Below are 26,154 nucleotides of genomic sequence, written 5' to 3' on the forward strand. Positions count from 1 at the left end.
TAGTTACGAAGAATTGAAATCAGAAATAGAAAAATATATTATTTATTATAACGAGAAACGAATCAAAGAAAAACTAGGATGGCTTAGTCCTGTTCAATATAGAGTGAAACTACTCGCAGCATAAAAAATGCGTAACAGACGTTAAATCTGTTACGCAATAAAAGTCTAACTTTTTGGGGTCACATCATAAGTAGTCATGAAGATTTTTTTTTGTGTATATGATTTTGGCATTTACATCAAACCATTTATTCGTTTGTCTCTTCTTCAGAAGATGTTTGATCCGTATTGTTCTCTTCCGATTCTTCTTGTTCTTCGGATTCTGTCGTATGTTCTGTTGTATCCGATTCTTCTGGCATAGTAAGAGTTACATAACCTCTTTCGTCAGATGATTCTTCTTCCACATCCTCATCCGTATCATCTTCATCGATGTAATCAAAATCATCATCAAAATCATCGAAATCATCTGTAGTATCTTTGTTTACTACATTCTTCAAAAAGTAAAAGACACCACCTGCTACTGCAGCAAGGGAAAGTGTACCAGCAATAAATTTACCAAATTTTTTCATGATACTGTCATCCTTTCTCACATAATAATATCCCATTCCCTTTCCAAGGACTGCGACTTTGGATAAGGCAAAAACGCCGTGTGAAAGAGAACTCTTTCACAATAGTATGCCTCATTTTTCTATTATAATTCCAATTGATGAAAAAGAAAAGAGAATTATTATTAATAAACCCTTAATTATGGCAAGGATTACAGGTTTGTCGGATTGCTAGTTCCACATCTAAAGTGACAGTGGTTCCTTTCATATGCTTACTATTCATTGCTTTTAAGAGCAACTGTACACAAGAATCTGCCTTTTGTTGTACATTCTGAGAGACGGAGGTTAGTTTTGGTGACACAAGATTACATAATTGTAAACCATCAAATCCAATCAAGGAGAGGTCGTTTGGAACAAAACAACCATTGCACTTAGCACCTTCCATTAACCCGATTGCCAAGATATCAGCGGTGGTGAAAATCGCGGTAATATCAAGCTTACGGTTTGCTATTTCTCGTCCCAGTACTAGACCATCTTCGTAGGAAGTGTTGGTACAGATCAGATAATCTTCTTGATAAGGAAGATTGGCTTCCTTTAATGCTGCTAGATAGCCTTCAAAACGATGCGCGATAATCTTGTTTGTTTCTGAGTAAGGACCTGCAAATGCAATTTTTTTATGACCATTTTGAATAAAATGCTTAGTAGCGATGTACCCACCTTTGAAATCGTCAGTACCTACTACCAGTGCATTCTTATTGGATTCTGTATAACTGTCTACAAAAACAATGGGACATGGTGCGGTATCAAGAATATGATCAATTGCAGATTCCTCTTGATGGGTCAAAAAAATTGCTCCATCTACATTCCAGTTTTTTAATATATCAGAAACATTATCTAATTGTAGAACAGAACGAATGATTGTAAAATAGCCATTCTTTCGTACTAGAGTTTCAATCTCTCCAAATAATTCGCTTAGATAGGGATTCGTGAAATAATTATATAAAGGATCCGAGTTGGAGAGAATGATAGCGATCAATTTGGAAGATTTTGAAGTTAAACTACGAGCACTTAAGTTTGGTACATAATTATACTTCTTTACCAGATCATTGATCAACTGTATGGTAGTCTGCGATACTTTTTTATGGTTTCCATTAATGACATTGGAAACGGTCATGACGCTAACGCCAGCTTCTGCGGCGATATCTTTGAGTGTTGCCATCTTATCTATACCTCCTGGAATGTTAGGTTTTACGTTAAACCTAACCTTGTCTATTGGGACAATATATTTAGAAAAAAAGGAAATAAGTCCTTTGATTGTAGTTCAACCTTATGCTGATTACTAAAGTAGAGTGTTTTTGCTGCTTTTGGAAAAAGACTCTATTACTATAGTACAAAATTAGAGAGAAAAAGTAAATACATCTTTCTAGAAAACCGTAAAAATTCAAGGAGCTAAAGAGGATTATAAATCAAATGATTCATATGTAAAAATTAGCAGGTTCATATTGTGCAAGGTGTACAAAAAAACAAAATAATGGAAAAATAATTCAACAATATGCTTGACATTAGCAAAAAAAGGAGATATTATAATGGTAGTTTAACGTTAAACCATTTGGAATCGTAGGTCAAACACATTTGATATGGATTAAGGAGGATTCGATATGAGAAGAAATCTCGGGGGAAAACTAACTGCAACGTTTTTAGCAGTGTGTATGGTAGCTACAATGTTAGGGGGCTGCTCAAAAAATGAAAAGAACAATACAGTTAGCACAGAAAAACAGGAATCTACAGAAAATGATAGTAAGACAACAGAAGAAACAACAGGTGATTCTACTGAAGATGCATGGAAATTAGCAAAAACTACACCAGATGCACCATATCCTGAAACTGTGGAGTACACAGTTGGAGCAACGGTAACAACAAGTATCAAATTCCCAGAAGGGTCGAATGATACAACAACCGATAATGGATATACACGTCTTTACAAAGAGAAGATCAACATTCAGAACACAAATAAATTTGAAGCAACGGATGGAGAAGATTACAAACAAAAGGTATCTATGGCAATTACCACTGGGGATCTGCCAGATATCATGAAAGTCGATGATTATGCTACGTTCAAAGAATTAGTTGAGAATGACCTTATAGAAGATTTAACAGAAGCCTATAACAATTGTGCAAGTGATTTAATGAAAGAAATCTACGAAAGCAATGATAATAAAGCTCTTGATATGGCTACGGTAGATGGAAAATTATATGCAATCCCAACAACAACAATCTCTGGAGGACCAGAATTGCTATGGTTACGTGGAGACTGGATGGATAAATTGGGGCTTGCTGAACCAAAGACAATTGATGATATAACGAATATTTTAAAAGAATTTGTAGCAAAAGATCCAGGTGGTAACGGAGCAGGGAAGACAGTAGGCCTTGCTGTTATGCCATCATGGAATGGTAATTTTATGTATAGCAGCTATGCTGGAGCATATCAGGTTAATAATATCTTTACCATGAATGGAGCATATCCGAAACAATGGATTAAAGGTGCTGATGGTAGTGCCGTATATGGTTCTGTACAACCGGAGATGAAACAAGGATTAGAGGTACTTGCAAACTGGTATAAAGATGGTTTGATCGATCAACAGATGGCAGTACGTACAGAAGATGACTTAAAAGCATTAATCGGTAATGGACAATGTGGAGCATTCTTCTCTGGTTGGTGGGCACCATACCATACAGTAGCCTCCTATACTTTGAACCCAGATGCTGAATGGAGAGCATATGCAGTTCCTACAGGAAGTGATGGAAAGGTTAATGCTTATACGAACAATCCAAACCAAAACTATTTTGTAGTAAGAAAAGGTTTTGAGTATCCAGAGTTATTGATCAAAGGAAAGAACGTTTCTTTAGCATATAACCAAAGTTCAGAAGCATTTTCAGATACAAGTGAAACTGTAAAATACTACTGCGATACTGTAACTGGACAATATGGATTAGACCCATTGGGTGGTTTCGATTACTATAATGCTGCACAGTTGGCTTACCAACATATCACAGAAGCATTGGATGGAAAACGTGATGAACATGATATGTCCATGTATGAAAATTCATTATATGAATCATGTAAGAGATACAAGGATGCAGTAGATAGTGGTCAAGAACCAACAACAGATGACTGGTTAAATTATCAATGCCGTGTTGTTGGAAGTGGTGTATTAAATGATACAGTGATGAATCTAGTGGATCCTGTTTTCTTTGATCAGACTGATACGATGAGGATGAAATGGGCAACGTTAGTTAAGATGGAAGAAGAAGCAATTATGCAAATTGTAACAAATCAAAAAGAGATTAGTTACTTTGATAAATTTGTAGAAGAATGGAAGGCAGCAGGTGGAGATCAGATTACGAAAGAAGTTAATGAAGCAATTGCTAATAAATAGACATTAAACAGACGAATTTGATTATCTTGGAGGCTGTTGCGATATAGGATCGTGAACAGCCTCTATCCATTCAATTTCATTCTTATTGCATAACGAAAGGAAATGGAGGAATCGTATTGAAACATTTAAAACGTGAGCTGAGTTATCATATCATGCTTTTACCAGGGATGATCATCCTTGCTATCTTTACCTTTGTCCCACTATTTGGCTTAGCGATGGCATTTCAGCATTACATACCAGCAAAAGGAATTAGTGGGTCCGATTGGACTGGATTAGAGAACTTTAAATTTTTATTTGTATTACCAGATAGTAAGCAGATTTTGATCAACACATTGATCATTGCACTTGGCAAGATGATCCTAGCGATTGTCATACCAGTTTGTTTTGCCTTATTATTAAATGAAATCCGTATTAAGTGGTTTAAGAAAACAGTACAGACGGTGGTATATCTACCTCACTTTTTATCATGGGTTATCCTTGCATCGGTTTTACAGTACATATTTGGATTTGATGGTCCAATCAATGCAATCATATCAAATTTAGGTGGAGAGCCAATCATGTTTATGGCAAGTAACAAATGGTTTCGTCCGTTAATGATCATTTCAGAGTCATGGAAAGAGTTTGGATACGGTTCAATCATCTATTTAGCGGCGCTAACATCCATTGATCCTGGTCTATATGAAGCAGCAGCAATTGACGGTGCAGGAAGATGGAAGCAGTTATTACATGTAACGTTACCTGGAATATTACCTATGATCATTTTAATGACGACAATGAGTTTACCGAACATTCTAAATGCAGGTTTTGATCAAATCTACAATATGTATAATCCACTGGTATATGAAACTGGAGATATCTTGGATACCTTTGTATATCGTGTTGGTATTGTGGAACGGCAGTATAGCCTTGCAACAGCAGTTGGCTTGATCAAATCCGTAGTCGGTATGGTCTTAATCTTATCAGCCAACAAATTAGCAGGTAAATTAACAGATCGTAAGATGTTCTAGGAGGAAAGAGTATGCATAAAAAAATAAAAATATCGGATGTCGTTATATTTTTAGTAGTATTGCTGCTGGGATTGTCTTGTTTGCTACCTTTGCTCAATGTTTTAGCAATATCCTTCAGTGATAGTGCTTCTGCGACAGCCAATCGTGTTAAATTTTGGCCGGTGAATTTTAATCTGAACGCATATAAGAAGATATTGAATGATCAACAATTTTGGAGATCTTTCGTAATTTCTATAGTAAGAGTTGTTTTAGGAACCGCTGTGAATATGTTACTAACAATTTTAATGGCATATCCATTATCAAAAAGCAAGCGAGATTTTCGTGCACAGGGAATCTATATGAAATTGGCAATCTTTGCAATGCTTTTCCCAGCAGGAATGATACCGTTATTTATGGTAGTAAAACAAGTACATCTGATGGATACCATCTGGTCATTGATTATTCCAACAGCTGTACCAATAGGAAATGTAATTTTGTTAATGAACTTTTTCAGAGCAGTACCAAAGTCTTTGGAAGAAGCAGCGGAAATCGATGGAGCAACACCATTTAAGATCCTATGGAAGATAATGCTACCAATGTCGTTACCTTGTCTTGCCACCCTGGCTTTATTCTGTATTGTAGGGCATTGGAATGATTATTTTACAGCAATTTTGTATATTAATCGTACGGTGAACTATCCACTACAAACCTATATCAGACAGGTTACCGCATCCTTTGATATGTCAAAAATCAATAACATTGAATTATTAAGGCAATATCTTCAGGTTTCATCTAGAAACTTAAATTGTGCTAAGATCGTTGTCTCTGTAATTCCATTATTGATCTTATATCCATCTCTTCAAAGGTATTTTGTATCCGGTATTGTTATGGGTGCAGTGAAAGAATAGGAATGTCATAGGAAAAGGAAAGTGTGAAAGATGATGAGACAACAAGTAGAAATACGGAAGCAACAAGTTATAGGAGACTCTTATCGAATTACCATGTTAACGCCACGACTGCTTCGATTAGAGTACCAAAGTGAAAGTAGGTTTCGAGATGAGCCAACGCAGATCGTTTTGAATCGGGAATTCCCATCCTGTGAATTTCGTTGTATAGAAACAGAAGAACAACTTGAAATCATTACCGAATGTATTCATGTGACTTATGATAAAAAAATGTTTAGTAACCAGGGATTAAAGATTCAAGTAAGAGGTAATTTAACTATTTATCACAGTACATGGAATTACGGGGATCCCATTCAAGATCTAAAGGGTACAGCAAGGACGCTAGACTTGTCTGACGGTGAGGTACCACTGGATCAAGGAATACTTTCTTGGAACGGGTTTACGGTATTAGATGATAGTCGTTCCTTTAATGTGACCGAGGAGGGAACCATTACTTCCCCAATGGATGAGTATAAAGATCTCTATTTCTTTGGATATGGAAGAGCATATCTGGATGCTTTAAGAGATTATTACAAATTAACAGGAAATACACCACTATTACCTAGATATGCATTAGGAAACTGGTGGAGCAGATTCTATCAATATACGCAGGAATCATATATGGAATTGATACAGACCTTTCAGAAGAAGGAGGTCCCACTTGCCATTGCAGTAATCGATATGGATTGGCATTTGGTTAATATTGATCCTAAATACGGAAGCGGATGGACAGGGTATACATGGAATGATGCGTTATTCCCTGATCACAAAGCATTTCTACAATGGCTCCATGAACAAAACCTTCATGTAACACTCAATGAACATCCTGCAGAAGGAATACGGGGACATGAGGTAATGTACAAGGAGATGGCGCAGGCACTGGGGAGGGATACCAGTCATGAAGATCCGATAGCCTTTGATATTACCGATCCAGAATTTGTGAAAGCGTATTTTACCTATATTCATCATCGCTATGAAGAAGAAGGTGTGGATTTCTGGTGGTTAGATTGGCAACAAGGTTGCAATTCGAAAATCCCTGGACTAGATCCGTTATGGTTACTAAATTACTATCATTTTAAAGACAATTCTAGGAACAAGAAACGTGGTATGATTCTTTCAAGATATGCAGGACCTGGAAGTCATCGTTATCCAATCGGTTTCTCAGGTGATACGGTAATGTCTTGGAAGTCACTTGCATTTCAGCCATATTTCACTGCCAATGCATCAAATATTGGATATTCTTGGTGGAGTCACGATATCGGAGGCCACATGCTAGGTATTCGATGCGAGGAATTAGCGGTTCGTTGGCTACAGTTTGGTGTTTTTTCACCAATCATGCGTCTGCATAGTTCAAGCAGTCCGTTTAATCGGAAGGAACCTTGGTCATATCAGAAGATGACAGAGGAGATTATGATTTCCTACATGCAACTTCGTCATCGCTTACTTCCTTATCTCTACACGATGAATGAACGATGTCACAGCCAAGGGGAACCACTTATACAGCCAATGTATTATCAGCATGCGGAGTGTGAACAGGCGTATTATGTACCAAATCAATACTATTTTGGTTCACAGTTAATCGTACATCCAATCACTACAAGAGCAGATACAACCACACTACTAGGAAGTAGTATGGTATGGCTTCCAGAAGGTCTCTTTATTGATGTGATGACAGGAATGCTTTATCGTGGGGGAAGAAGTATACAAATGTATCGCCCAATCCATCAACTTCCTGTTCTTGCAAAGGCAGGCGCCATTGTGCCAATGGCAGTGTTAGAAGGAAAGGACACCATATCCAATCCAAAGAAGATGGATCTCTATATCTACGCGGGAGAAGATGGATTGTTTACTCTATATGAAGACGATGGAGAGACGTATGAGTATGAGCAGGGGGCTTATGCGAAAACAACCATTGTATTCTGTGCGAAGAAAGGGACAATCGAGATCAAACCAGTAGAGGGAGATACAAGTTGTATTCCAAAGGAGAGAGAATATCGGCTTCATTTGGTTGGATTTGCAGGAATTACTAGTATAAGCAGTCGTTCCAATGATACAGAACAGATTACGTATCATAAGGAACGAGGAGAATATGAAACAGGGTTTTATCAGGTTACAGCAACACAAGGTGCGGTATTCCAAATCCAAGGAACCGTACAAGTAGGTGACAACTCTATAAAGGAACGGATATTCCAATTATTAGATCGTGCGGAGATGGAAACACTGACCAAAGAACGAATCTATGATGAAATTAAAAAAGATCAATCCCCATATGTATTGACCAATCTCATGAAACTTGATCTGGAGAAAGACCTTTTTCAAGCAATTAGCGAGATTGTATTGGCATATTAGGTGTGGTTGGAAGAAAGGATGGACAGATGAGAGAATGGCTTGCAAGTGTATATTCTGATGGTAGCAAATATTTTGTTAGTAATCCTCTTCCAAAAAAAGGAGAGAAGATAACCATATCCTTACGATGCATTGTAAATGAGGATCTGAAGCATGTTATCTTGCGTGGGAAAGTAAATGGAGCGGAGCAATTAATCACCATGGAGAAAGATCGGGTAGAGAATGGCTTACAATTCTATTCTTGTAAGGTGACTCCATGGGAAGATGTCTTCCATTACCAATTTTATCTTGTGACAGAGGAAGAAATCTATTATTATACCCAATACCGAATTACGGATTATGTACCTGATGAAATTTACGATTTTCGAATTCTGACGGATTATGAGCAACCTAGCTGGGTGCGGGAGGCGGTCTTCTATCAGATCTTTCCGGATCGTTTCTGTAACGGAAATCCCCATAATGATGTGAAAGATAGGGAGTATCAGTTAGACGGTTGGGATACAATTCAAGTGAAAGATTGGAATAAAGAGCCAGAGCCTTTTAATCGGACTCACGGACTTGATTTTTATGGAGGAGATTTAGAGGGAATCCAAGAGAAGATTGCTTATTTAAAAGAACTTGGTGTTACGGCAGTATATGTGAATCCAATCTTTCAAGCAGCTTCCGTGCATCGATATGATTGTATGGATTATTCTGTGATTGATCCCCATCTTGGCGGTAACGAAGCGTTGGTTCGATTATCGGAGGCACTTCATGAACAGGGAATGAAATTAGTACTGGATATCTCAATCAACCATACAGGAACAACACACAAATGGTTCAATAAAGATGGTGTTTTTTATCCCAAATCAGTAGGAGCATATAATAACAAACAAGCGAGGGAACGTTCCTATTACTTTTTTCACGATGGGAATGATTACGATACCTGGTGTGGGGTAAAGAATCTTCCTGCATTAAATTATACGGATGAAAACTTACGAGAAATTGTTTATCGTGGGCAGGATTCTATTATTAAAAAATGGATTAAGGAACCATATAAGATTGATGGCTGGAGATTTGATGTAGGAGATGTTATGGCAAGAAATAATCTTGTACAGTTACATAAGGAGATTTGGCCAGAGATTCGTAAAAGTATTAAAGAAGAAAATAAGGAGGCATATATCGTTGGAGAAGATTGGGCGGATTGTATTGAACATTTACAGGGAGATGAATGGGATGCAACCATGAATTATTTTGCCTGTGCAAGACCAATTCGGGAGTTTGTAGGCGAGATTGATCTATTCCAACAAAGAAAGGAAGAATTACAGTTTTCGTTAAAGAAGATGACAGCAAAGAATTTTAAAAACCGAATTACGCAGTATTATGGAAAATTACCATATGTGATGCAGGAAATCCAGTTTAATTTAATTGATAGCCATGATGTAAGCCGTTTGCACAATAATACATCCATCTCCTTTGAAGATTATAAAGCTGCTGTGGTATTGTATTTCACATTACCAGGTGCTCCTTGCATCTATTATGGAGATGAAGTTGGAATCCAAGGGAAGAACGATGTGGAGGGCTGCCGATATCCGATGCCATGGAGTAAGGATATGGAGAAAACAATTTATTATAAAATGTACCATCAATTAGCAAATCTAAAGAAAAAGAATGATGCACTAGCATATGGGGGATTGCAGTTCCTTTCAAATGATGATTATGTAATATCTTATGTACGTTGTACGGATACCAAGGCAGTATTTATAATCGCATCCGTTGATGATGAGGAGCGAATGGTTGAAATCCCTTATGTATATTATGGATACCAAACATGTAATCATATAGAAGATTTATTAGGTGCATCAGTGGAATATAAAGATCGAAATGGAAAGGTCATGGTACGTATACCAGCTCATAGCAGCTACCTTTTAACAATACAAGAGTAAGGCCTAGTCAGAGGAAGGAAAGCGTGTTGAAGTTGGAATACAGAAAGGTATGGTGTTTGTATGCGAAAGATCGGCACAAAACTTATTTGCGCCTTTTTTATTCCAGTATGTATGATTATCTTACTTGGTGTAATCTCATACAAGATGGCATCAAAGGCGATCATTTCTAATTATGTGAAGACATCTAGTCAGGCAATCGATATGACGGCAGAATATCTGAATGTTGGTTTGAATACCGTGGAGGCTACCGCCTTGCAATATGCGATGGATGAGAAGATTGGGGAGTATCTGAGCGGATTTTATCAATATGATATGATGAAATATGCACAGGTATATAAAGAACTGTTGCAGACAGCTCGGACAAAGTCCCAAACAGATGAGTATATATCCAATATAAATATATTAAGTGACGCAGTATATAGTATATTACAAGTGGATAAAAAGACAGAGGGACTCTATAGCAAATTGTGTGAAAAACTAAAGGAATCTGGCGTAGAGAACATCGGTAAATCGGGTCTGTGGATCTCCGAACATACAGCACTTGATGAAGAACTAGGTATTAAAGCTGGGACGTATGCCTTATCATATCTAATGCCAGCAGGTAATCGAGATGCATGTATCTTAGCTGATGTTAAAATGGAGAAGATACAGGAAGTTCTAAATAAATTGCAATTACCAGGAAATGCATATGTTGCACTTGTTACAGATGAACAAATGATGTATTCTTTGGAAAACAATAAGGAAGGAGAAATCCAGACAATTACGGATTTCAAGAACTATTCCTATGTAGCAAGTGCAAGAGCATCAGAAGAAGTAAATGGTAAGGCAGATATTACTTATCATAACGAAAAGGCACTTTTTTTATACAGTAAAGTGGGAGCAACCAATTGTATGCTTTGTGCAGTAATTCCACAGAAAGAAATTCTAGCAAATGCAAAAGAAATTGAGAAAACAACCGTTGTAATTGTTTTAATTGCCAGTATACTGTCTATTTTTATTGGTACGATTATGGCGCGTGGTATGACTAAGACCATGGGAAGTTTTCGCAAAGTATTGGAGCGAGTTGCAAAAGGTGAATGGAATGTGGAAGTAAAGATTCGAAGAAAAGATGAATTTCAGCTTCTTGCAAAACAGATGAACCATATGATTAGCAATTCTCGTAAGCTGATTGAACAGGTGTCTAGTGTGGGAACCTCGGTTGATCTATCAAGTAATCAGGTTTCTAATGCAACTAGTAATATTGTGGAAGGTGCATCTAAGATTCATGAAACGATGACAGCAGTGGAGCAGGGAATTCATACCCAGGCAATGGATGCACAAAAATGTCTTCTTAGTATGGAAGAACTATCAAAACAAATCAGTGAGTTAGAGGAAACTACGAAATCAAGTGTGGATACAATGAAACAAACAAACTTGGTAATGGATGTTGGTTTACATACGGTTGATGATCTGTCCAACAGTATGATACAGACAAAAACTGTTACCAACGAGATACGAGAACAAGTTTCAGACCTAGTTGAAGAAACGCAGATTGTGACGAAGGCAGTTCAAATTATAGATGAGATTGCGGAACAGACCAATCTGTTATCACTTAATGCGGCAATCGAAGCAGCACATGTGGGGGAAAAAGGAAAAGGATTTGCAGTTGTTGCAAATGAAATTGGTAAATTAGCCAGTGATTCCAAACAAGCTGCATTGCAGATTACAAAAGCATTGGAAAATATGACAGATAAAGGTGCAAAGGCAAATTATAGTGTAAGGCAGACAGATGAGATTGTGAGATTGCAGGAAGGTGTTGTAGGAGAAACCAGAAAAGTGTTTGTAGATATAGCAAAGGCTTGTAAGGTGTACGAAGAAAACCTAAAGAAGTCCAGTGAAAGCATCTCCATCATGGAGAGCAAGCGAGCAGAAACCTTAGAAGCAGTGGAAAGTATCTCCGCTGTACTAGAAGAAACGGCGGCTTCAGCAACTTATGTATATGAGATTATTCAAGAACAAAAAGATACAACAGAAAGTTTAGCACAAGACAGCCAGACTCTTCGTCACGATACGAAATCACTAAATACTGCTATTGATCAATTTACAATTTCATGATATTATTACAACATTTTGATTTGAATAAGCTGGAACAAAAACGAACGGAGATCGTCGTTTTGTTCCAGCTTATTCTTACTATATAGGATTAATTTCATTAAGATTACATGCTTTGTTTGATTAAATAGGATGATTACGGCAATATGCTAGGAATGGATACCGCTGCATCAACTTCTTGCTCATAATTCACACCTGCTATATGGAAACCAAACATAGTGTAGAAATCCTCCCAGTAACCGGCGATGTCCGCATTGTCTTTAATATTATCTGTAGTAATGGTAGGCCAAATTTCTTCAATTCTTTTCTGGACCTTAGAATCTAATTCATAATCGTCAAGTCGAATTAATCCTGCTTCATCAACCTGAGGAGCAGATTCTATATATTTTTTATTAAAAAGACGGCAGATCTGTTCAATACAACCTTCATGAGTACCAAGTTCTTTTTGTACTTTGTACAGAAGACTGATGTAGAGAGGAACAACAGGAATCGCTGCACTCGCCTGTGTTACCAAAGCCTTATTAACAGAGATGTAAGCATGAATACCATGGTTTTCATACGTTGCTGTAATTTCCTTTGCTGTCTGGTGAAGGTGCTCTTTGGCATGACCAATGGTACCTTCCTTATAGATTGGATACGTAAGTTTGGGTCCAATATAGGAGTAAGCAATGGTGACAGCATCTTCTTCTATGGCATCTGCATCGACTAAGGCTTGTATCCAATCTTCCCAGTCTTCACCGCCCATTACTTTGACCGTGGCTTCAATTTCTTCCTCAGTTGCAGAAGGAATGGTTGCTTCTACAATGGTGTTGTGTCGGAGATCTAAGGATTTGCTAACGAATGGTTCAGCGGTTGCTTTAAGAACAGAAGTGTAAGTCGTACCATCGGCTGTAGTTCTTCGTGGTGCTGCAAGGCTGTAGATGACCATATCAACTTTACCAAGGTCCTGTTTGATCTTAGCAATGGCTTGTTCTTTCATCTCTTTGGAGAAGGCATCTCCATTTAAGGTCTGCGCATATAATCCATCTTGCTGAGCAAAGGATTCGAAGGCTGCAGTATTATACCAGCCAGCAGTTGCAGTACGAGTACCAGAAGCTTCTTTTTCATACATGATGCCTAACGTTGCTGTTTCATATGTATAAGCAAGTGCGATTCGAGATGCTAAACCGTAACCAGTAGAACAACCGATTACGAGTACTTTTTTAGGCGTCTTAGCTGTAGTTGAATTAGAAGAAGATTGTGTCTTTATATAGTCAATCTGTCGTTTGACATTTTCCCTACAACCAACGGGATGAGCGGTGGTACAGATGAATCCGCGTACTTTTGGTTCTATAATCATTATAATCACCATTTCCTTTCGAAATCTTGGAATAACATAACATTCGCAATCTGCGCAAAAGCGCTAGTCCTATTCACTTATGTGTAAGCCAGGTGTGAATTGACCGTTTGACCCTTGTAGATACACGAATTGTTTGACAATCAAAATAATTATATCATAGATAGGGGGAGATAGTCAAAGTAAGGATGGGAGGGTCAATAACGGGGGAAAGAGCAGATGCTTTACAAAGTAAGCAGAATTCGTTATATTATAAATACATGACCATGGTAGCAGATGGTCAGTTCAGTGTAGGGGAGAAGAGTAGAGTGAACATAGGAATATTTACAGAAACGTATTATCCAGAGATTAATGGAGTAGCAACATCTTGTTTCATGTTAAAGACGGAATTAGAAAAGATGGGACATAATGTTTACGTTTTTACGACAAAGACGCCAGGTGAACCAGAATTTGAACATAACGTATTTCGGGTACCAAGTGTACCATTCATCTTTTTAAGTGACAGGCGTGTAGGAATGTTTTATCAGCCAAGACTGGCTACGAAGATAAAGAAATTAGAACTGGATGTCATTCATACGAATACGGAATTCTCACTTGGGATATTCGGTAGGATCATGGCAAGGGAACTGAACATTCCAGTAGTTCATACGTATCATACAATTTATGAAGATTATTCACATTATATTATGAAGATCAAACGTTTGGATAAGCGAACCAAAGCAGCCATTCGTTTCTTCTCAAGAAAATGCTGTAATTCTGCCAGCAAAGTGATTGTTCCTACGAATAAGGTTAAAGATCTCTTGTTGAATTACCATGTACACAGTAGTATTGAAGTTATTCCAACAGGAATTAAACTGGATAAATTTAGTAAAGAACAATTCACAGCAGAAGAGATAAGAAATCTTCGATTAGAATATGGAATCAAAGAAAATGAAAAATCCATTGTTTATCTAGGGAGAATATCACAGGAAAAGAATATTGAGGAATTGCTTCGTGCAATGCCAGCATATATGGAAAAACATGCAGATGTGAAATTCGTCATTGTTGGTGGTGGACCAGACCAAGGAAGATTAAAACAGATTGCGAAAGAACTATGCTTGGAAGGACGGGTTATCTTTGCTGGGGAGAAACCATGGGATACCATTGGAAGGTATTATCAACTTGGAGATGTATTCATGAGTGCTTCTCAAAGTGAGACACAGGGGTTAACCTATATTGAAGCGATGGCAGCAGGATTACCGGTAGTAGCAAAGCAGGATGCTTGCCTAGAGGATATTCTGATTGATGGCTATAATGGATATGGTTTCCATAACCAACAACAGATGTATGCAGGACTAGATGCTATTCTTTATGGAGTTGCAAAACAGGATATCGAAGATCGAGTTGTTGAAAAACAAGTTACAATAGAACAGTATTCTCAACATGCATTAGAGGTAGTAAAGACATATTCAACAGAAACATTTGCGAGAAAAGTACTTCATTTATATCAAGAGGTAGTAGAGGAAAAGCCGGTAGAGGAAAGCCTATTATAAGAAATCTATATAAGTAATTATTCTCGTGTGAAGACAGGAAAAGAGGAGGCACAAAGATGGAGAGTAGAAAAGAAATTGCTATGCGGTTATTTCGAGAAGGATTCAACTGTTCCCAAGCTGTATTTGCTGCATTTGCAGATTATTATCATATGGATATGGATACCGCACTTAAGGTGTCCAGTTCCTTTGGTGGAGGAATGGGAAGGATGCGAGAAGTATGCGGTGCGGTATCGGGTATGTTTCTTGTTGCAGGAATGGAAACAGGAAGTACCGAAGGGAAAGACCAAGAAGCGAAAAAACATAATTATGATGTAGTACAGCAACTTGCAGCAATATACCGTCAAAAGAATGGTTCCATCATTTGCCGTGAGTTGCTTGGTTTGGATAAAGCAGCAGATACATCACAAACGAAACCAGAAGAACGAACAAAAGAGTACTATAAGAAGAGACCTTGTGTGGAATTGGTAGGACAAGCAGTAGAAATTTTGGAAGAATATCTGCTTAAGGGAGAAAGGGAAAAATCGGAATCAACATTTCAAAAAGTTACAAACGAAGAAGGAATAAAGAAGGTGGCAGAACTAGGTACAAAGATCTGGCATGAACACTATGCAACAATCTTACAGACTGACCAGATTGACTATATGGTTGAGCGGTTTCAATCAGAACATGCCGTAAAAGAACAAATGGCTACCCAAGGGTATGAATACTACCTGATCAAGGATAACGATGTGGCAGTTGGTTATATAGGACTTGTGATGGAAGAAGATAAGATTTTTCTGAGTAAGTTGTACATAGCGAAGGAATCGAGAAAAAAAGGACTTGCGACAAAAGCATTTGGATTCCTGCAAGACTTGGCAAAAGAAGAAAAAAAACAGAAAATCTGGTTAACGGTAAATCGTTATAATGTGGATTCCATTGCTGTATATGAGAAAAAGGGGTTTGTGAAGATAAAAGAACAGGTAGCTGATATTGGGAATGGTTATGTAATGGATGATTTTGTTATGGAGAAGTTGATATAGAAGCAAGATTTCCTTATTGACAATACTAAACCAGATGATATAATGAAAATTAGTGTAGATTTGTTCTATATGAAATGAATGAACAAATTGAAAGAATAATACAGAATACAAGTAATACGATGAAGAGAAGAGTACGACATGGAATAATCCAGAGAGAGATTGTAAGCTGTGAATATCTTATTAGGAAATGTCGGAAAACTACCTCCGAGTGGCCCCAATCCGGTCCGGTGATTCCGTTATCATCTATGCCAACAAAAAGTGGCAGAATAAGTGGGTGCAGATTCGTCTGTACCAAGTAGGGTGGAACCGCGAGAATAGACTCGTCCCTTTCGATCTTCTGTTTAGATCGGAAGGGGCTTTTTTTATATAATAGGAAAGTCCTCCGACTTTCCTATTATATAAACCCTCCGGGGGATGCGCACTCGCACATAAGGTAGATGTCAGCTGAAGCTGACAGTGCTCGGCACTAAGAACAAGGCAGGTAAGTATCTGAAAAGTGAATCAACCAATAGAAAGGAAATAGAATGATGAAGATTACATTAAAAGATGGATCCGTAAAAGAATATCAAAATGCAATGTCAGTAATCGATATTGCAAAAGATATCAGTGAAGGACTTGCTAGAATGGCATGTGCTGGAGAAATTGATGGGAAAGTTGTTGACCTTAGAACGGTAGTTGATAAGGATTGCGAACTTAGTATCTTAACATTTAATGAGGAAGGTGGTAAGGCAGCATATCGTCACACTGCTTCTCATGTTCTTGCGCAAGCGGTAAAACGTCTTTACCCACAAGCAAAACTTGCCATTGGACCTTCCATTGATACAGGATTCTACTATGATTTTGATATGGAACCATTGGATCGCGCTGCATTAGATGAATTGGAGAAAGAGATGAAGAAGATCATCAAAGAAGGTGCGGCATTAGAGCGATTCACTCTTCCAAGAGCAGAAGCAATCAAGTTCATGCAGGAAAAAGAAGAACCTTATAAAGTTGAATTGATCGAAGAGTTACCAGAAGGAGAAGAAATCTCTTTCTATCAACAAGGTGATTATGTAGATCTATGTTGTGGACCTCATTTGATGAGTACAAAACCATTGAAAGCAATCAAGTTAATCTCTTCTTCAGGAGCATACTGGAGAGGTAGCGAGAAGAATAAGATGCTTACAAGAGTATATGGTACAGCATTTACAAAGAATGCAGATATGGACGAATATCTACAACATCTTGAAGATATCAAAAAACGTGACCATAACAAATTAGGCCGTGAGATGGAATTATTCGCAACGGTAGATGTTATCGGACAAGGTTTACCACTTCTTATGCCTAAGGGAGCAAAGATGATCCAAACATTACAAAGATGGATCGAAGATGAAGAGGAAAGACGTGGCTACATGCGTACGAAGACTCCATTAATGGCAAAGAAGGATCTGTATGTAATCTCTGATCACTGGGGACACTATAAAGAAGGTATGTTCGTACTTGGAGATGAAGAGAAAGAGGATTCGGAAGTATTTGCACTTCGTCCAATGACTTGTCCATTCCAATACTATGTATACAAACAAAGCCAAAAGAGTTATCGTGATCTTCCTTGTCGTTATGGTGAGACTTCTACCTTATTTAGAAATGAAGATTCTGGAGAAATGCACGGTTTAACACGTGTAAGACAGTTTACCATCTCGGAAGGACACTTAATTGTAACGCCAGAACAGATTGAAGAAGAATTCGCTGGTTGTCTTGATCTTGCAAAATACTGTTTGGAAACATTGGGCTTACAAGATGACGTAACCTATTGTTTATCAAAATGGGATCCAAATAATAAACAAAAATATCTTGGTGATGAAGAACATTGGGAAAAGACACAGAATAAGATGAGAGAGATCTTAGATCACCTTGGTGTTAATTATTATGAAGAAGAAGGCGAAGCTGCTTTCTACGGACCAAAACTTGATATTCAAGCGAAGAATGTATATGGTAAAGAAGATACCATGATTACCATTCAATTAGACTTCGCATTAGCAGAACGTTTTGACATGTTCTATATTGACCAAAATGGTGAAAAGAAACGTCCATTCATCATCCATAGAACGTCTATCGGATGCTACGAAAGAACGCTTGCTTGGTTAATTGAAAAATATTCTGGTTTATTCCCAACATGGTTATGTCCAGAACAAGTAAGAATTTTACCTATTTCTGAAAAATATCATGATTATGCAAACAAAGTAAAAGACCAATTACAACAAAACGGTGTTCTTGTTACGGTAGATGAAAGAGCAGAAAAGATTGGATATAAGATTCGTGAATCAAGATTAAATCGTGTTCCTTATATGTTAGTTGTAGGTCAAAAAGAGGAAGAAGAAGGCCTTGTATCCGTAAGAAGCCGTTACCTTGGCGATGAAGGTCAAAAACCAGTTGCTACTTTCGTTGATGAAATCTGTAAAGAAATCCGTACGAAAGAGATCCGTAAGATCGAAGTACAGGAAGAAGACAATACGAAAAATCAAAAAAACGGAAAAAACAAGTAAAAACGAATAAAAAACAATATAGGTAGAAAAGCATTTTGGCGTATGCGTCAAAATGTTTTTCCATGTAATAATGGAGGAACAACTGTGGCTGATTACACAAACGAAATAAAGAAAAGAAGAACGTTTGCGATTATCTCTCACCCCGATGCAGGTAAGACGACTTTAACGGAAAAACTTTTGTTATACGGAGGAGCGATTAATCTTGCGGGTTCCGTTAAGGGAAAGAAAACGGCAAAACATGCGGTTTCGGATTGGATGGAGATTGAAAAGCAAAGAGGTATTTCGGTTACCTCATCCGTAATGCAGTTTAATTATGATGGATTCTGCATTAACATTCTAGATACACCGGGACATCAAGACTTCTCAGAAGATACCTATCGTACCTTGATGGCAGCAGATTCTGCGGTCATGGTCATTGATGCATCGAAAGGTGTAGAAGCACAAACAAAGAAATTATTCAAAGTATGTACCATGCGAGGAATACCTATTTTTACATTTATTAATAAGATGGACCGGGAAGCGAATGATACCTTTGAATTATTAGATGAGATTGAAACGGTACTAGGAATTCAGACTTGTCCTATTAATTGGCCAATTGGCTGTGGTAAGAATTTTAAAGGGGTATACGATCGAAATACCAATACCATTGCGAAGTTTACAGCAGCTAATAATGGACAGAAAGCAGTTGATACCGTTGAAGTGGAATTAGGAAGTCCAGAATTGGATTCGTTGATTGGTACAGAGTTACATGAAAAATTAACAGAAGATATTGAATTGTTAGATGGAGCAAGTAGCGAGTTTGATTTAGAGCAAGTACGTGCTGGTAAATTAACACCAGTATTTTTTGGCTCTGCATTAACGAATTTTGGGGTAGAGACATTCTTGCAGCATTTCCTTTCCATGACAACCTCCCCACTTCCTCGAAAAGCTAAGGAAGGAATCATTGATCCATTGAAAGAAGAGTTTTCCGCATTCGTATTCAAGATTCAAGCGAATATGAATAAAGCACATCGAGATCGTATTGCTTTCATGCGAATCTGTTCTGGTAAGTTTGAAGCTGGTATGGAAGTAAACCATGTGCAAGGAGGAAAGAAGATAAAACTTTCTCAACCACAACAGATGATGGCACAGGAAAGAAAGATTGTTGATGAGGCTTATGCGGGAGATATCATTGGTGTGTTCGATCCAGGAATCTTCTCCATAGGAGATACAATCTGTATGCCAAATGCAAAGTTTGAGTATGAAGGGATTCCAACCTTTGCACCAGAACATTTTGCAAAGGTACGTCAATTGGATACGATGAAGAGAAAGCAGTTTATCAAAGGTATCTCACAGATTGCCCAAGAAGGTGCAATTCAGATTTTCCAAGAATATAATACAGGTATGGAAGAAATTATCGTTGGTGTTGTTGGTGTCCTACAATTTGATGTTTTAAAATTCCGTCTGGAATCCGAATATGGTGTAGACATTCGATTAGAGCCACTTCCATATGAGCATATCCGTTGGATTGAGAGCAAAGATATGGATGTAGCAAGTATTAGTGTTACTTCTGATACGAAGAAGATCAAAGATCTTAAAGATAATCCACTGTTGCTTTTTGTTCACAGTTGGTCAATTAATACGGTACTGGATCGTAATAAAGGACTTGTCTTATCTGAATTTGGTCGGTCTTAATGATTGTGTATCGCATGATGGTATAAATTGAGTATTTAATAGGAAAATATAGAATAGAGGCGCTTGGTTGTTGTTTGTGACAACCAAGCGCCTCTGTTTTTAAGCTTTCACTCTTCCTTCTTCTATAGCTTTTTTGTAATTTATTTCTGCTTCTTTAATGAAATCCGGATCGTTTCGCTTCTCCTTTGGAATATATGGTTTACCTGGTTCACGATCACGAAGAATAAATCGATTCATGGCATCTTTTAGAAGAACTGCACTATTCATTAATTCATCACTGGCAGCAGCTGTTTCTTCCGATGCAGCAGCATTGCTTTCTACCGATTCAGAGATTCGATCAATCTCCTGTGTGATTGTAGAGATTCGGTCGGCTTGCAGATTTCCAGCGTCTGCGATTTCTGAAGTTACAGTAACTATTTGATCAATACTATTAGCAATCTTGTTAAATGACTTTGCAGTTATGTTAGTGATGTTGTTACCAATCGTAGTTTTTTGAATGGTGTCTTCAATCATTTTCTTTGTTTCGGCTGCAGCAGCTACACTTTTCGCAGCAAGTTCACTTACCTGATTAGCAACTACGGCAAATCCTCTACCAGCTTCACCGGCACGGGCAGCTTCAATGGAAGCATTTAAAGACAGGAGATTGGTTTGATCTGCAATATCTTCAATGGTATGGATAACAGCGGATATACTCTCAGAAGAAACACGAATTGCTTCCATTGCAGTAAGTAATTCTGCCATCTTTTGTGAACTATCATTTGCTTCCAACTTGATATCATCGGTAATGGAAGTGGCTTCATTTATCTTTTCAGCATTTGTATGAATTAGTTCTTTTGTATCGGCAACGGCCTCCTTAAAGGAGATAACAGTAGAAGCTTGAACGCTACAACTTTCAGCAAGAGAGTTACTTGCATCGGATATCCCCTGTGCTTCATTGGATACCATATTAGCAATTCGTGTAATCTCTGCGAACATGATATCATTGGATTGTACCAAGTGGTAAAGCCCTTTGCCAAGACTGTCGGATGCAGAATGAATCTCTACATATGCGGTTAAATCACCTTCCGAGATTCTCTTTACCACATCCACATTGTGTTGTATATTCTGTGCCAGACGTTCAAAAGCGTTAACCATGGTTTGGATCTCTGTAAGTTCCAAATCAAGATTATCTTTAGAAAACGAGATGGAGTCAATACCATGGGATAATTCTTCTGACCATTCTACAATGGAATTAATTGGAGTGACGATTGCTTTGGCTGTTTTGTTGCTGACTTTACGTGTATGTAAGATTGCGACAATAGTTAAGGCAATATTAATGAGAATGGCGATTAGAGTCTGAAGACGAACAGCTTTAGCAGAACGTGTTATTTTCATATTGTTGTATTGTACAACAGATACAAGGGAATTACGAAACTCATTGAATGCAGGCGTAATTTCCTTGGAATACTTCGATACTGCTTCAGAAACATTTGCTCCACTGGCTGTAAGGACTTCATTAGCAAGCTTGTGTATGGTGTTATACAATTCGATTGCATCTGATAAAGCTTTTTTTGAACTTGCATTTAACTGACGTGTGGCTCCTTTTAATGTATCTTCTATATCGGTGGCGGAAGATACTGTTTGGCGAGAAGAACCACTTAGAAGCTGTTCTGACAAGGAATTCATCCATTGCTCTTCAGTGGAAATTACGTTTTGAATCGCATCTGCATTTTGGGAATAAGTAAGTTGCTTAGATTGACTTAGAAAAATCAGGATCATACAAAATATTGTAAGACCAATAATTGCCATCATGAAGCCAAAGATTCCTTTATTGTTTTCATAAAGTTTCCCACGAATCGTATTCTTTTCATTAAATAAGTCGTTATTTTTTTTCTTTTTAAAGTTCATAATATTTCCTTTCTTTGGTAAGAGTTAAGACTGACTGCTTTTGCATTGAAAAATTGGGAATTAGTTGAGGAACAGATTGGAAATATGTGTTTCAATTAATACTTTTTGACACACATGGATGTAATTATAAAAGATAATACTATAAAAATCAATATATTGAAAAAGTTATTGACAAACTATTGGGACTATGATAGAATAAAAAAGCTGTGAGTGCATTAATATTTTGCAATTACAGAAAACATTGAAGCAGAGTATCCACTCTCACCTCAGCACGGTTGATGTGACTCGGGTTATATTTTCAAGAAATTTAGTAGATGATACTGAATATAGATCGAACTTGAAGACGTGGATAGATTTGCTATCTACGTTTTTTTTAGTTAGAATTAGTAAAGTGTAACTGGTTTATTTGAACAAACCTATGGAGGTGTACTGTTATTAGCGATTTAATGATTAATGAACAAATCAGAGACAAAGAGGTTCGTCTTATTGGCGAAGAGGGAGAACAATTAGGAGTAATGTCCGCGAAAGATGCTATGAAATTAGCAAAGGAAGCAAACTTAGATTTAGTTAAGATTGCTCCAACAGCGAAACCACCTGTTTGTAAGATTATTGATTATGGAAAATACAGATATGAGTTAGCCAGAAAAGAAAAAGAAGCAAAGAAGAAGCAAAAGATTACTGATGTAAAAGAGATTCGTTTATCACCAAACATTGATGAGAATGACTTGAATACAAAGGCAAATCAAGCGAGAAAGTTCCTTTCAAAGGGAGACAAAGTGAAGGTTTCACTTCGTTTCCGTGGTAGAGAGATGGCTCATATGGGAACAAGCAAACAGATCCTTGATTCTTTCTTCGAGCGTTTAGAAGATGTTGCAGTAGTTGAGAAACCTGCAAAATTAGAAGGAAGAAGTATGATCATGTTCTTAGCAGAAAAGCGCTAAGAAAGTCAGTGGAATTCATTCATGACAACCGGGCTACCTTGTGTAGTTGGTTGTTCTGATATGGGGTATCCCGCAGTCGATATAGAATGGAAGCCCCATGGATAGATATGTTATAGATGTCAAGTGACCATAACATTACTATACAATGTTATCGTAAAGAGTTGCATTGTATTCGACACTTTGTCGCAAAGAATAACAGGAAGATATTATTAAGGAGGAACTATCATGCCAAAAATGAAAACAAGCAGAGCAGCAGCTAAGCGTTTCAAAAAAACAGGAACAGGTCAATTAAAGAGAATGAAAGCTTATAAGAGCCACATCTTAACTAAGAAAACTACTAAGAGAAAGAGAAATCTTAGAAAAGCTACAATCGTAGATGCAACTAACGTTAAGAATATGAAGAAAATTTTACCATATTTATAAGATATAAGGAGGGAACGAAGTAATGGCAAGAATTAAAGGCGGAATGAACGCTAGAAAAAAACATAATAGAGTATTAAAACTAGCTAAAGGTTATAGAGGCGCTAGATCAAAACAATATAGAGTAGCTAAACAATCTGTAATGAGAGCATTAACTTCTTCATTTGCAGGAAGAAAAGAAAGAAAAAGACAATTCAGAACATTATGGATTGCCAGAATCAATGCCGCTGCTAGAATGAACGGACTTTCTTATAGCAAATTTATGTATGGTTTAAAATTAGCTGGTGTTGAAGTTAACAGAAAGATGTTATCTGAAATGGCTATCAACGATGCAGAAGGATTCAAAGCATTAGTAGATGTAGCGAAAGCAAAATTAGCTTAGATAAGAATAGAATATAGGACAAACTTTAGGTTTGGATCTATTTAATAGAAGGGTTCCACATGAACAACTTGTTGTTGGTGTGGAACCCTTTTTGTTTAATAGCTTCTTGTATAATTTAAATTGTAGAGAAGGAGTAAAGTATTTTACAAAAATAGATACCTAGGCTAAACTGTTATTGCTGACCAGCCAGTTAGCAAATGAACAGAAAAGAATAGGTATCTACAAATGAATTCTACACAAAATAGGAAAATGAAGCAACGCACGAGCTTATTACTTAACTTTTTGCTTAGCGTGCTTTCTGTGGAACAATCGATTGTACGGCCAACGGTTTAGAAACAATACATTGATCTCTGCACCAATGAATAGGATATACATACAGAAATACAACCATAACATTAATAACACAATAGCGGTTAAGCTACCATACATTGTGGAAAACCTAGAGAAATTATCGATATAGATAGAGTACAGGAAGGAGAACAACATCCAACCTGCCGATGCAATAATAGCACCAGGTAATTCGTTCAGGAATCGCGTCTTACGATTGGGTATGACAATGTATAATAATAGGAAGAATAATGTGTATACAGCTAGAGACACAATGGTACGAAAACCAATCACTGCTACCGCTAGGTCATTGATTAATGGGAACTGTGTCTTAATAAAGAGATAGATCCGATTTCCGAACACAAGCAAACCTAAGGAGATAATTATAATAACTGCAAAAGCGAGTGTATAGATGGCAGAAGTAATACGTAGTTTAATATAATTTCTTGTTTCTTTAATTCCATAAATCGTGTTCAATCCTTTTACTATTGCTAGAAATCCACGTGAAGCAGACCATAAAGTGGTAATCGCGGTGATGGAGATAATCGTACTAGCGGGATGTATATAGATATCAGAAATCAGTGAGATCACATAGGTATTAATCCCCGTGGGAAGTACATTTCGAATTAAAATTAATAATTCGCTTTCAGTAATAGGAATGAATTGTATCAGAGTTAATAAAAACATGAAAAACGGAAAGAAAGAAATAATAATAAAGAATGCTGCCTGTGCAGAGAAGGTTGGGACAAGGTCCTCTGAAATCTTTCGGGAAGCAATTCGTATTGTTTGGATCAAGGATATGAGATTCATAGGTACTCCAATCTTTCATTTACTATAATTATGTATTAATCCTAAAATATATTTCATAAAAATGCAAGTGACAATTCAATTTATAACAGTGTTGATGTATGTGTAGAACCTGGTGGAATATCGTAAGTATCTGCATTTGTTAGAAAAACTATACAATATACTGGTACGGTGGTAGTTGTGTTAACAAGCATTGTAAGATTATACGTTTAATTTCTTGACATGAGTATCTATAACCGATAAAATGAAGGTACTAAGTCGTAGTACATAGGAATAAAATCGCGGGAGGATTTTCAGATGTCAGAAAACAATTTTTGCACGAAATGTGGCGCACGATTAGAAGTGGGTGCAGGTTTCTGTACAGAATGTGGTACAAAAGTTAATGATCAATCAATGGGAATGCAACAACCAGTACAACAACCAGTACAACAACCAGTACAACAACCAATACAGCAACAACCAGTGCAACAACAACCAGTGCAACAGCAGCCAATACAACAACAGCCAATGCAACAACCATATAATCCACAATCTTATAATCCAATTCCAAATGCAAGTGTACAAACAGGGAAAAAGAAAGTTAATAAAGGCTTAATTGGGATTATAGGAGCAATTGTTATACTTGTAGCAGTTTTCTTTGTTTATAAGAACTTTATTCAATATCCAAGTTCTCCATCAGGAGTAGCGAAGAAATGTATCGAAGAGTTAATGATGGATAAAGATGCGAAAGCAGCAAAGAGATACATCTCAACTGATGAAGTTGATTCAAGTTCGTTAGAGGAAGTTGTAGCAGGAATCAAGGTTTCTGGAGTAAAAGTATCAAAAGTGAAAGTCGTAGATACAGAAATTGACGGAAATTCTGCAGTTGTTACACTTAAAATAACAGCAACTTTCTTAGGACAGACAGAATCAGAAGAAGGTGAAGTTGTTTTAGAGAAGATTAACGGTAAGTGGAAAGTTGTAGACCTAAATTAGTTCGATTATTAATTAAGAAAGCACCATGTAAGTGTCTAGATATAAATCTTACATGGTGCTT

21 protein-coding genes and 1 other annotated feature are annotated in these 26,154 nt (G+C 37.2%); of the genes, 16 read left to right on the top strand and 5 right to left on the bottom strand.

Annotation, left to right across the window (positions count from 1 at the left end):
• Nucleotides 1-13: 13 nt before the first annotated feature.
• Nucleotides 14-124 (top strand): IS3 family transposase, encoded by a 111-nt coding sequence (locus tag HBB17_RS16500; RefSeq protein WP_408609334.1) that lies wholly within the window; start codon nucleotides 14-16, stop codon nucleotides 122-124.
• Between the two features lie 121 nt (nucleotides 125-245).
• Here HBB17_RS16500 and HBB17_RS16505 read toward each other — a convergent pair whose 3' ends face one another.
• Both HBB17_RS16505 and HBB17_RS16510 read right to left on the bottom strand, forming a co-directional pair.
• Nucleotides 246-566 carry a hypothetical protein gene (locus HBB17_RS16505; protein WP_167958597.1) on the bottom strand — a complete coding sequence of 107 codons (321 nt, stop codon included), beginning with the start codon at nucleotides 564-566 and terminating at the stop codon, nucleotides 246-248.
• A gap of 172 nt (nucleotides 567-738) precedes the next feature.
• Nucleotides 739-1,761: a LacI family DNA-binding transcriptional regulator gene (locus HBB17_RS16510; RefSeq protein ID WP_167958598.1), complete on the bottom strand. Its 1,023-nt coding sequence runs from the start codon at nucleotides 1,759-1,761 to the stop codon at nucleotides 739-741.
• A 439-nt stretch (nucleotides 1,762-2,200) separates the two neighbouring features.
• On the opposite strand from HBB17_RS16510, the gene HBB17_RS16515 reads away from it, so the two are divergent.
• The 6 genes from HBB17_RS16515 to HBB17_RS16540 all read left to right on the top strand — a co-directional run bounded on the left by HBB17_RS16515 (nucleotide 2,201) and on the right by HBB17_RS16540 (nucleotide 12,274).
• On the top strand, nucleotides 2,201-3,979 hold the full coding sequence (locus tag HBB17_RS16515) for an extracellular solute-binding protein (protein ID WP_167958599.1): 1,779 nt from the start codon (nucleotides 2,201-2,203) through the stop codon (nucleotides 3,977-3,979).
• Between the two features lie 116 nt (nucleotides 3,980-4,095).
• Entirely contained in the window at nucleotides 4,096-4,986 is an 891-nt protein-coding gene (locus HBB17_RS16520; RefSeq protein WP_167958600.1) for an ABC transporter permease, read from the top strand.
• An 11-nt stretch (nucleotides 4,987-4,997) separates the two neighbouring features.
• Nucleotides 4,998-5,873: a carbohydrate ABC transporter permease gene (locus HBB17_RS16525; protein ID WP_167958601.1), complete on the top strand. Its 876-nt coding sequence runs from the start codon at nucleotides 4,998-5,000 to the stop codon at nucleotides 5,871-5,873.
• A gap of 30 nt (nucleotides 5,874-5,903) precedes the next feature.
• A complete protein-coding gene (locus tag HBB17_RS16530) occupies nucleotides 5,904-8,258 on the top strand; it encodes a glycoside hydrolase family 31 protein (RefSeq protein ID WP_167958602.1) in 2,355 nt (784 codons plus the stop codon).
• Nucleotides 8,259-8,260: 2 nt separating this feature from the next.
• Complete coding sequence (locus HBB17_RS16535) at nucleotides 8,261-10,180, top strand: alpha-amylase family glycosyl hydrolase (RefSeq protein WP_167958603.1); 1,920 nt, start codon at nucleotides 8,261-8,263, stop codon at nucleotides 10,178-10,180.
• 60 nt (nucleotides 10,181-10,240) lie between these two features.
• Nucleotides 10,241-12,274 (top strand): methyl-accepting chemotaxis protein, encoded by a 2,034-nt coding sequence (locus HBB17_RS16540; protein WP_167958604.1) that lies wholly within the window; start codon nucleotides 10,241-10,243, stop codon nucleotides 12,272-12,274.
• Nucleotides 12,275-12,407: 133 nt separating this feature from the next.
• On the opposite strand, the gene fabV is transcribed toward HBB17_RS16540, so the two are convergent.
• A complete protein-coding gene (gene fabV / locus HBB17_RS16545) occupies nucleotides 12,408-13,610 on the bottom strand; it encodes an enoyl-ACP reductase FabV (protein WP_167958605.1) in 1,203 nt (400 codons plus the stop codon).
• Between the two features lie 185 nt (nucleotides 13,611-13,795).
• Here fabV and HBB17_RS16550 point away from each other — a divergent pair, with 185 nt between their 5' ends.
• From HBB17_RS16550 to HBB17_RS16565, 4 genes are all read left to right on the top strand, one after another.
• The gene (locus HBB17_RS16550) at nucleotides 13,796-15,139 is read left to right on the top strand and encodes a glycosyltransferase family 4 protein (RefSeq protein WP_238483779.1); all 1,344 of its coding nucleotides are present in this window, start codon (nucleotides 13,796-13,798) and stop codon (nucleotides 15,137-15,139) included.
• 56 nt (nucleotides 15,140-15,195) lie between these two features.
• Nucleotides 15,196-16,158, top strand: coding sequence for a C-GCAxxG-C-C family (seleno)protein (locus HBB17_RS20700; protein WP_167958606.1), 963 nt, complete (start codon nucleotides 15,196-15,198; stop codon nucleotides 16,156-16,158).
• A gap of 110 nt (nucleotides 16,159-16,268) precedes the next feature.
• Nucleotides 16,269-16,489 (top strand) — a binding site (T-box leader).
• Between the two features lie 196 nt (nucleotides 16,490-16,685).
• Nucleotides 16,686-18,680 (top strand): threonine--tRNA ligase, encoded by a 1,995-nt coding sequence (gene thrS / locus HBB17_RS16560; protein ID WP_167958706.1) that lies wholly within the window; start codon nucleotides 16,686-16,688, stop codon nucleotides 18,678-18,680.
• Between the two features lie 84 nt (nucleotides 18,681-18,764).
• Nucleotides 18,765-20,354: a peptide chain release factor 3 gene (locus tag HBB17_RS16565; RefSeq protein ID WP_167958607.1), complete on the top strand. Its 1,590-nt coding sequence runs from the start codon at nucleotides 18,765-18,767 to the stop codon at nucleotides 20,352-20,354.
• Between the two features lie 99 nt (nucleotides 20,355-20,453).
• On the opposite strand, the gene HBB17_RS16570 is transcribed toward HBB17_RS16565, so the two are convergent.
• Nucleotides 20,454-22,241 (bottom strand): methyl-accepting chemotaxis protein, encoded by a 1,788-nt coding sequence (locus tag HBB17_RS16570; RefSeq protein WP_167958608.1) that lies wholly within the window; start codon nucleotides 22,239-22,241, stop codon nucleotides 20,454-20,456.
• A 446-nt stretch (nucleotides 22,242-22,687) separates the two neighbouring features.
• Here HBB17_RS16570 and infC point away from each other — a divergent pair, with 446 nt between their 5' ends.
• From infC to rplT, 3 genes are all read left to right on the top strand, one after another.
• Nucleotides 22,688-23,182: a translation initiation factor IF-3 gene (gene infC / locus HBB17_RS16575; RefSeq protein ID WP_167958609.1), complete on the top strand. Its 495-nt coding sequence runs from the start codon at nucleotides 22,688-22,690 to the stop codon at nucleotides 23,180-23,182.
• Between the two features lie 225 nt (nucleotides 23,183-23,407).
• Entirely contained in the window at nucleotides 23,408-23,605 is a 198-nt protein-coding gene (rpmI, locus tag HBB17_RS16580) for a 50S ribosomal protein L35 (RefSeq protein WP_167958610.1), read from the top strand.
• A gap of 22 nt (nucleotides 23,606-23,627) precedes the next feature.
• Complete coding sequence (gene rplT / locus HBB17_RS16585; protein WP_167958611.1) at nucleotides 23,628-23,984, top strand: 50S ribosomal protein L20; 357 nt, start codon at nucleotides 23,628-23,630, stop codon at nucleotides 23,982-23,984.
• A 270-nt stretch (nucleotides 23,985-24,254) separates the two neighbouring features.
• Here the strand turns inward: rplT and HBB17_RS16590 are convergent, their stop codons facing one another.
• Nucleotides 24,255-25,025 (bottom strand): YihY/virulence factor BrkB family protein, encoded by a 771-nt coding sequence (locus HBB17_RS16590; RefSeq protein ID WP_238483783.1) that lies wholly within the window; start codon nucleotides 25,023-25,025, stop codon nucleotides 24,255-24,257.
• Here HBB17_RS16590 and HBB17_RS20505 point away from each other — a divergent pair.
• Together HBB17_RS20505 and HBB17_RS16595 are read left to right on the top strand one after the other, a co-directional pair.
• A complete protein-coding gene (locus HBB17_RS20505) occupies nucleotides 24,997-25,149 on the top strand; it encodes a hypothetical protein (protein WP_238483784.1) in 153 nt (50 codons plus the stop codon). The two genes, HBB17_RS16590 and HBB17_RS20505, sit on opposite strands and share 29 nt — an antisense overlap.
• Nucleotides 25,150-25,415: 266 nt before the next feature.
• On the top strand, nucleotides 25,416-26,093 hold the full coding sequence (locus tag HBB17_RS16595) for a zinc-ribbon domain-containing protein (protein ID WP_167958613.1): 678 nt from the start codon (nucleotides 25,416-25,418) through the stop codon (nucleotides 26,091-26,093).
• Nucleotides 26,094-26,154 lie beyond the last annotated feature (61 nt).

Origin of the sequence: Anaerosporobacter faecicola, from assembly GCF_012070565.1 — a bacterium.
GTDB lineage: Bacteria > Bacillota > Clostridia > Lachnospirales > Lachnospiraceae > Anaerosporobacter > Anaerosporobacter faecicola.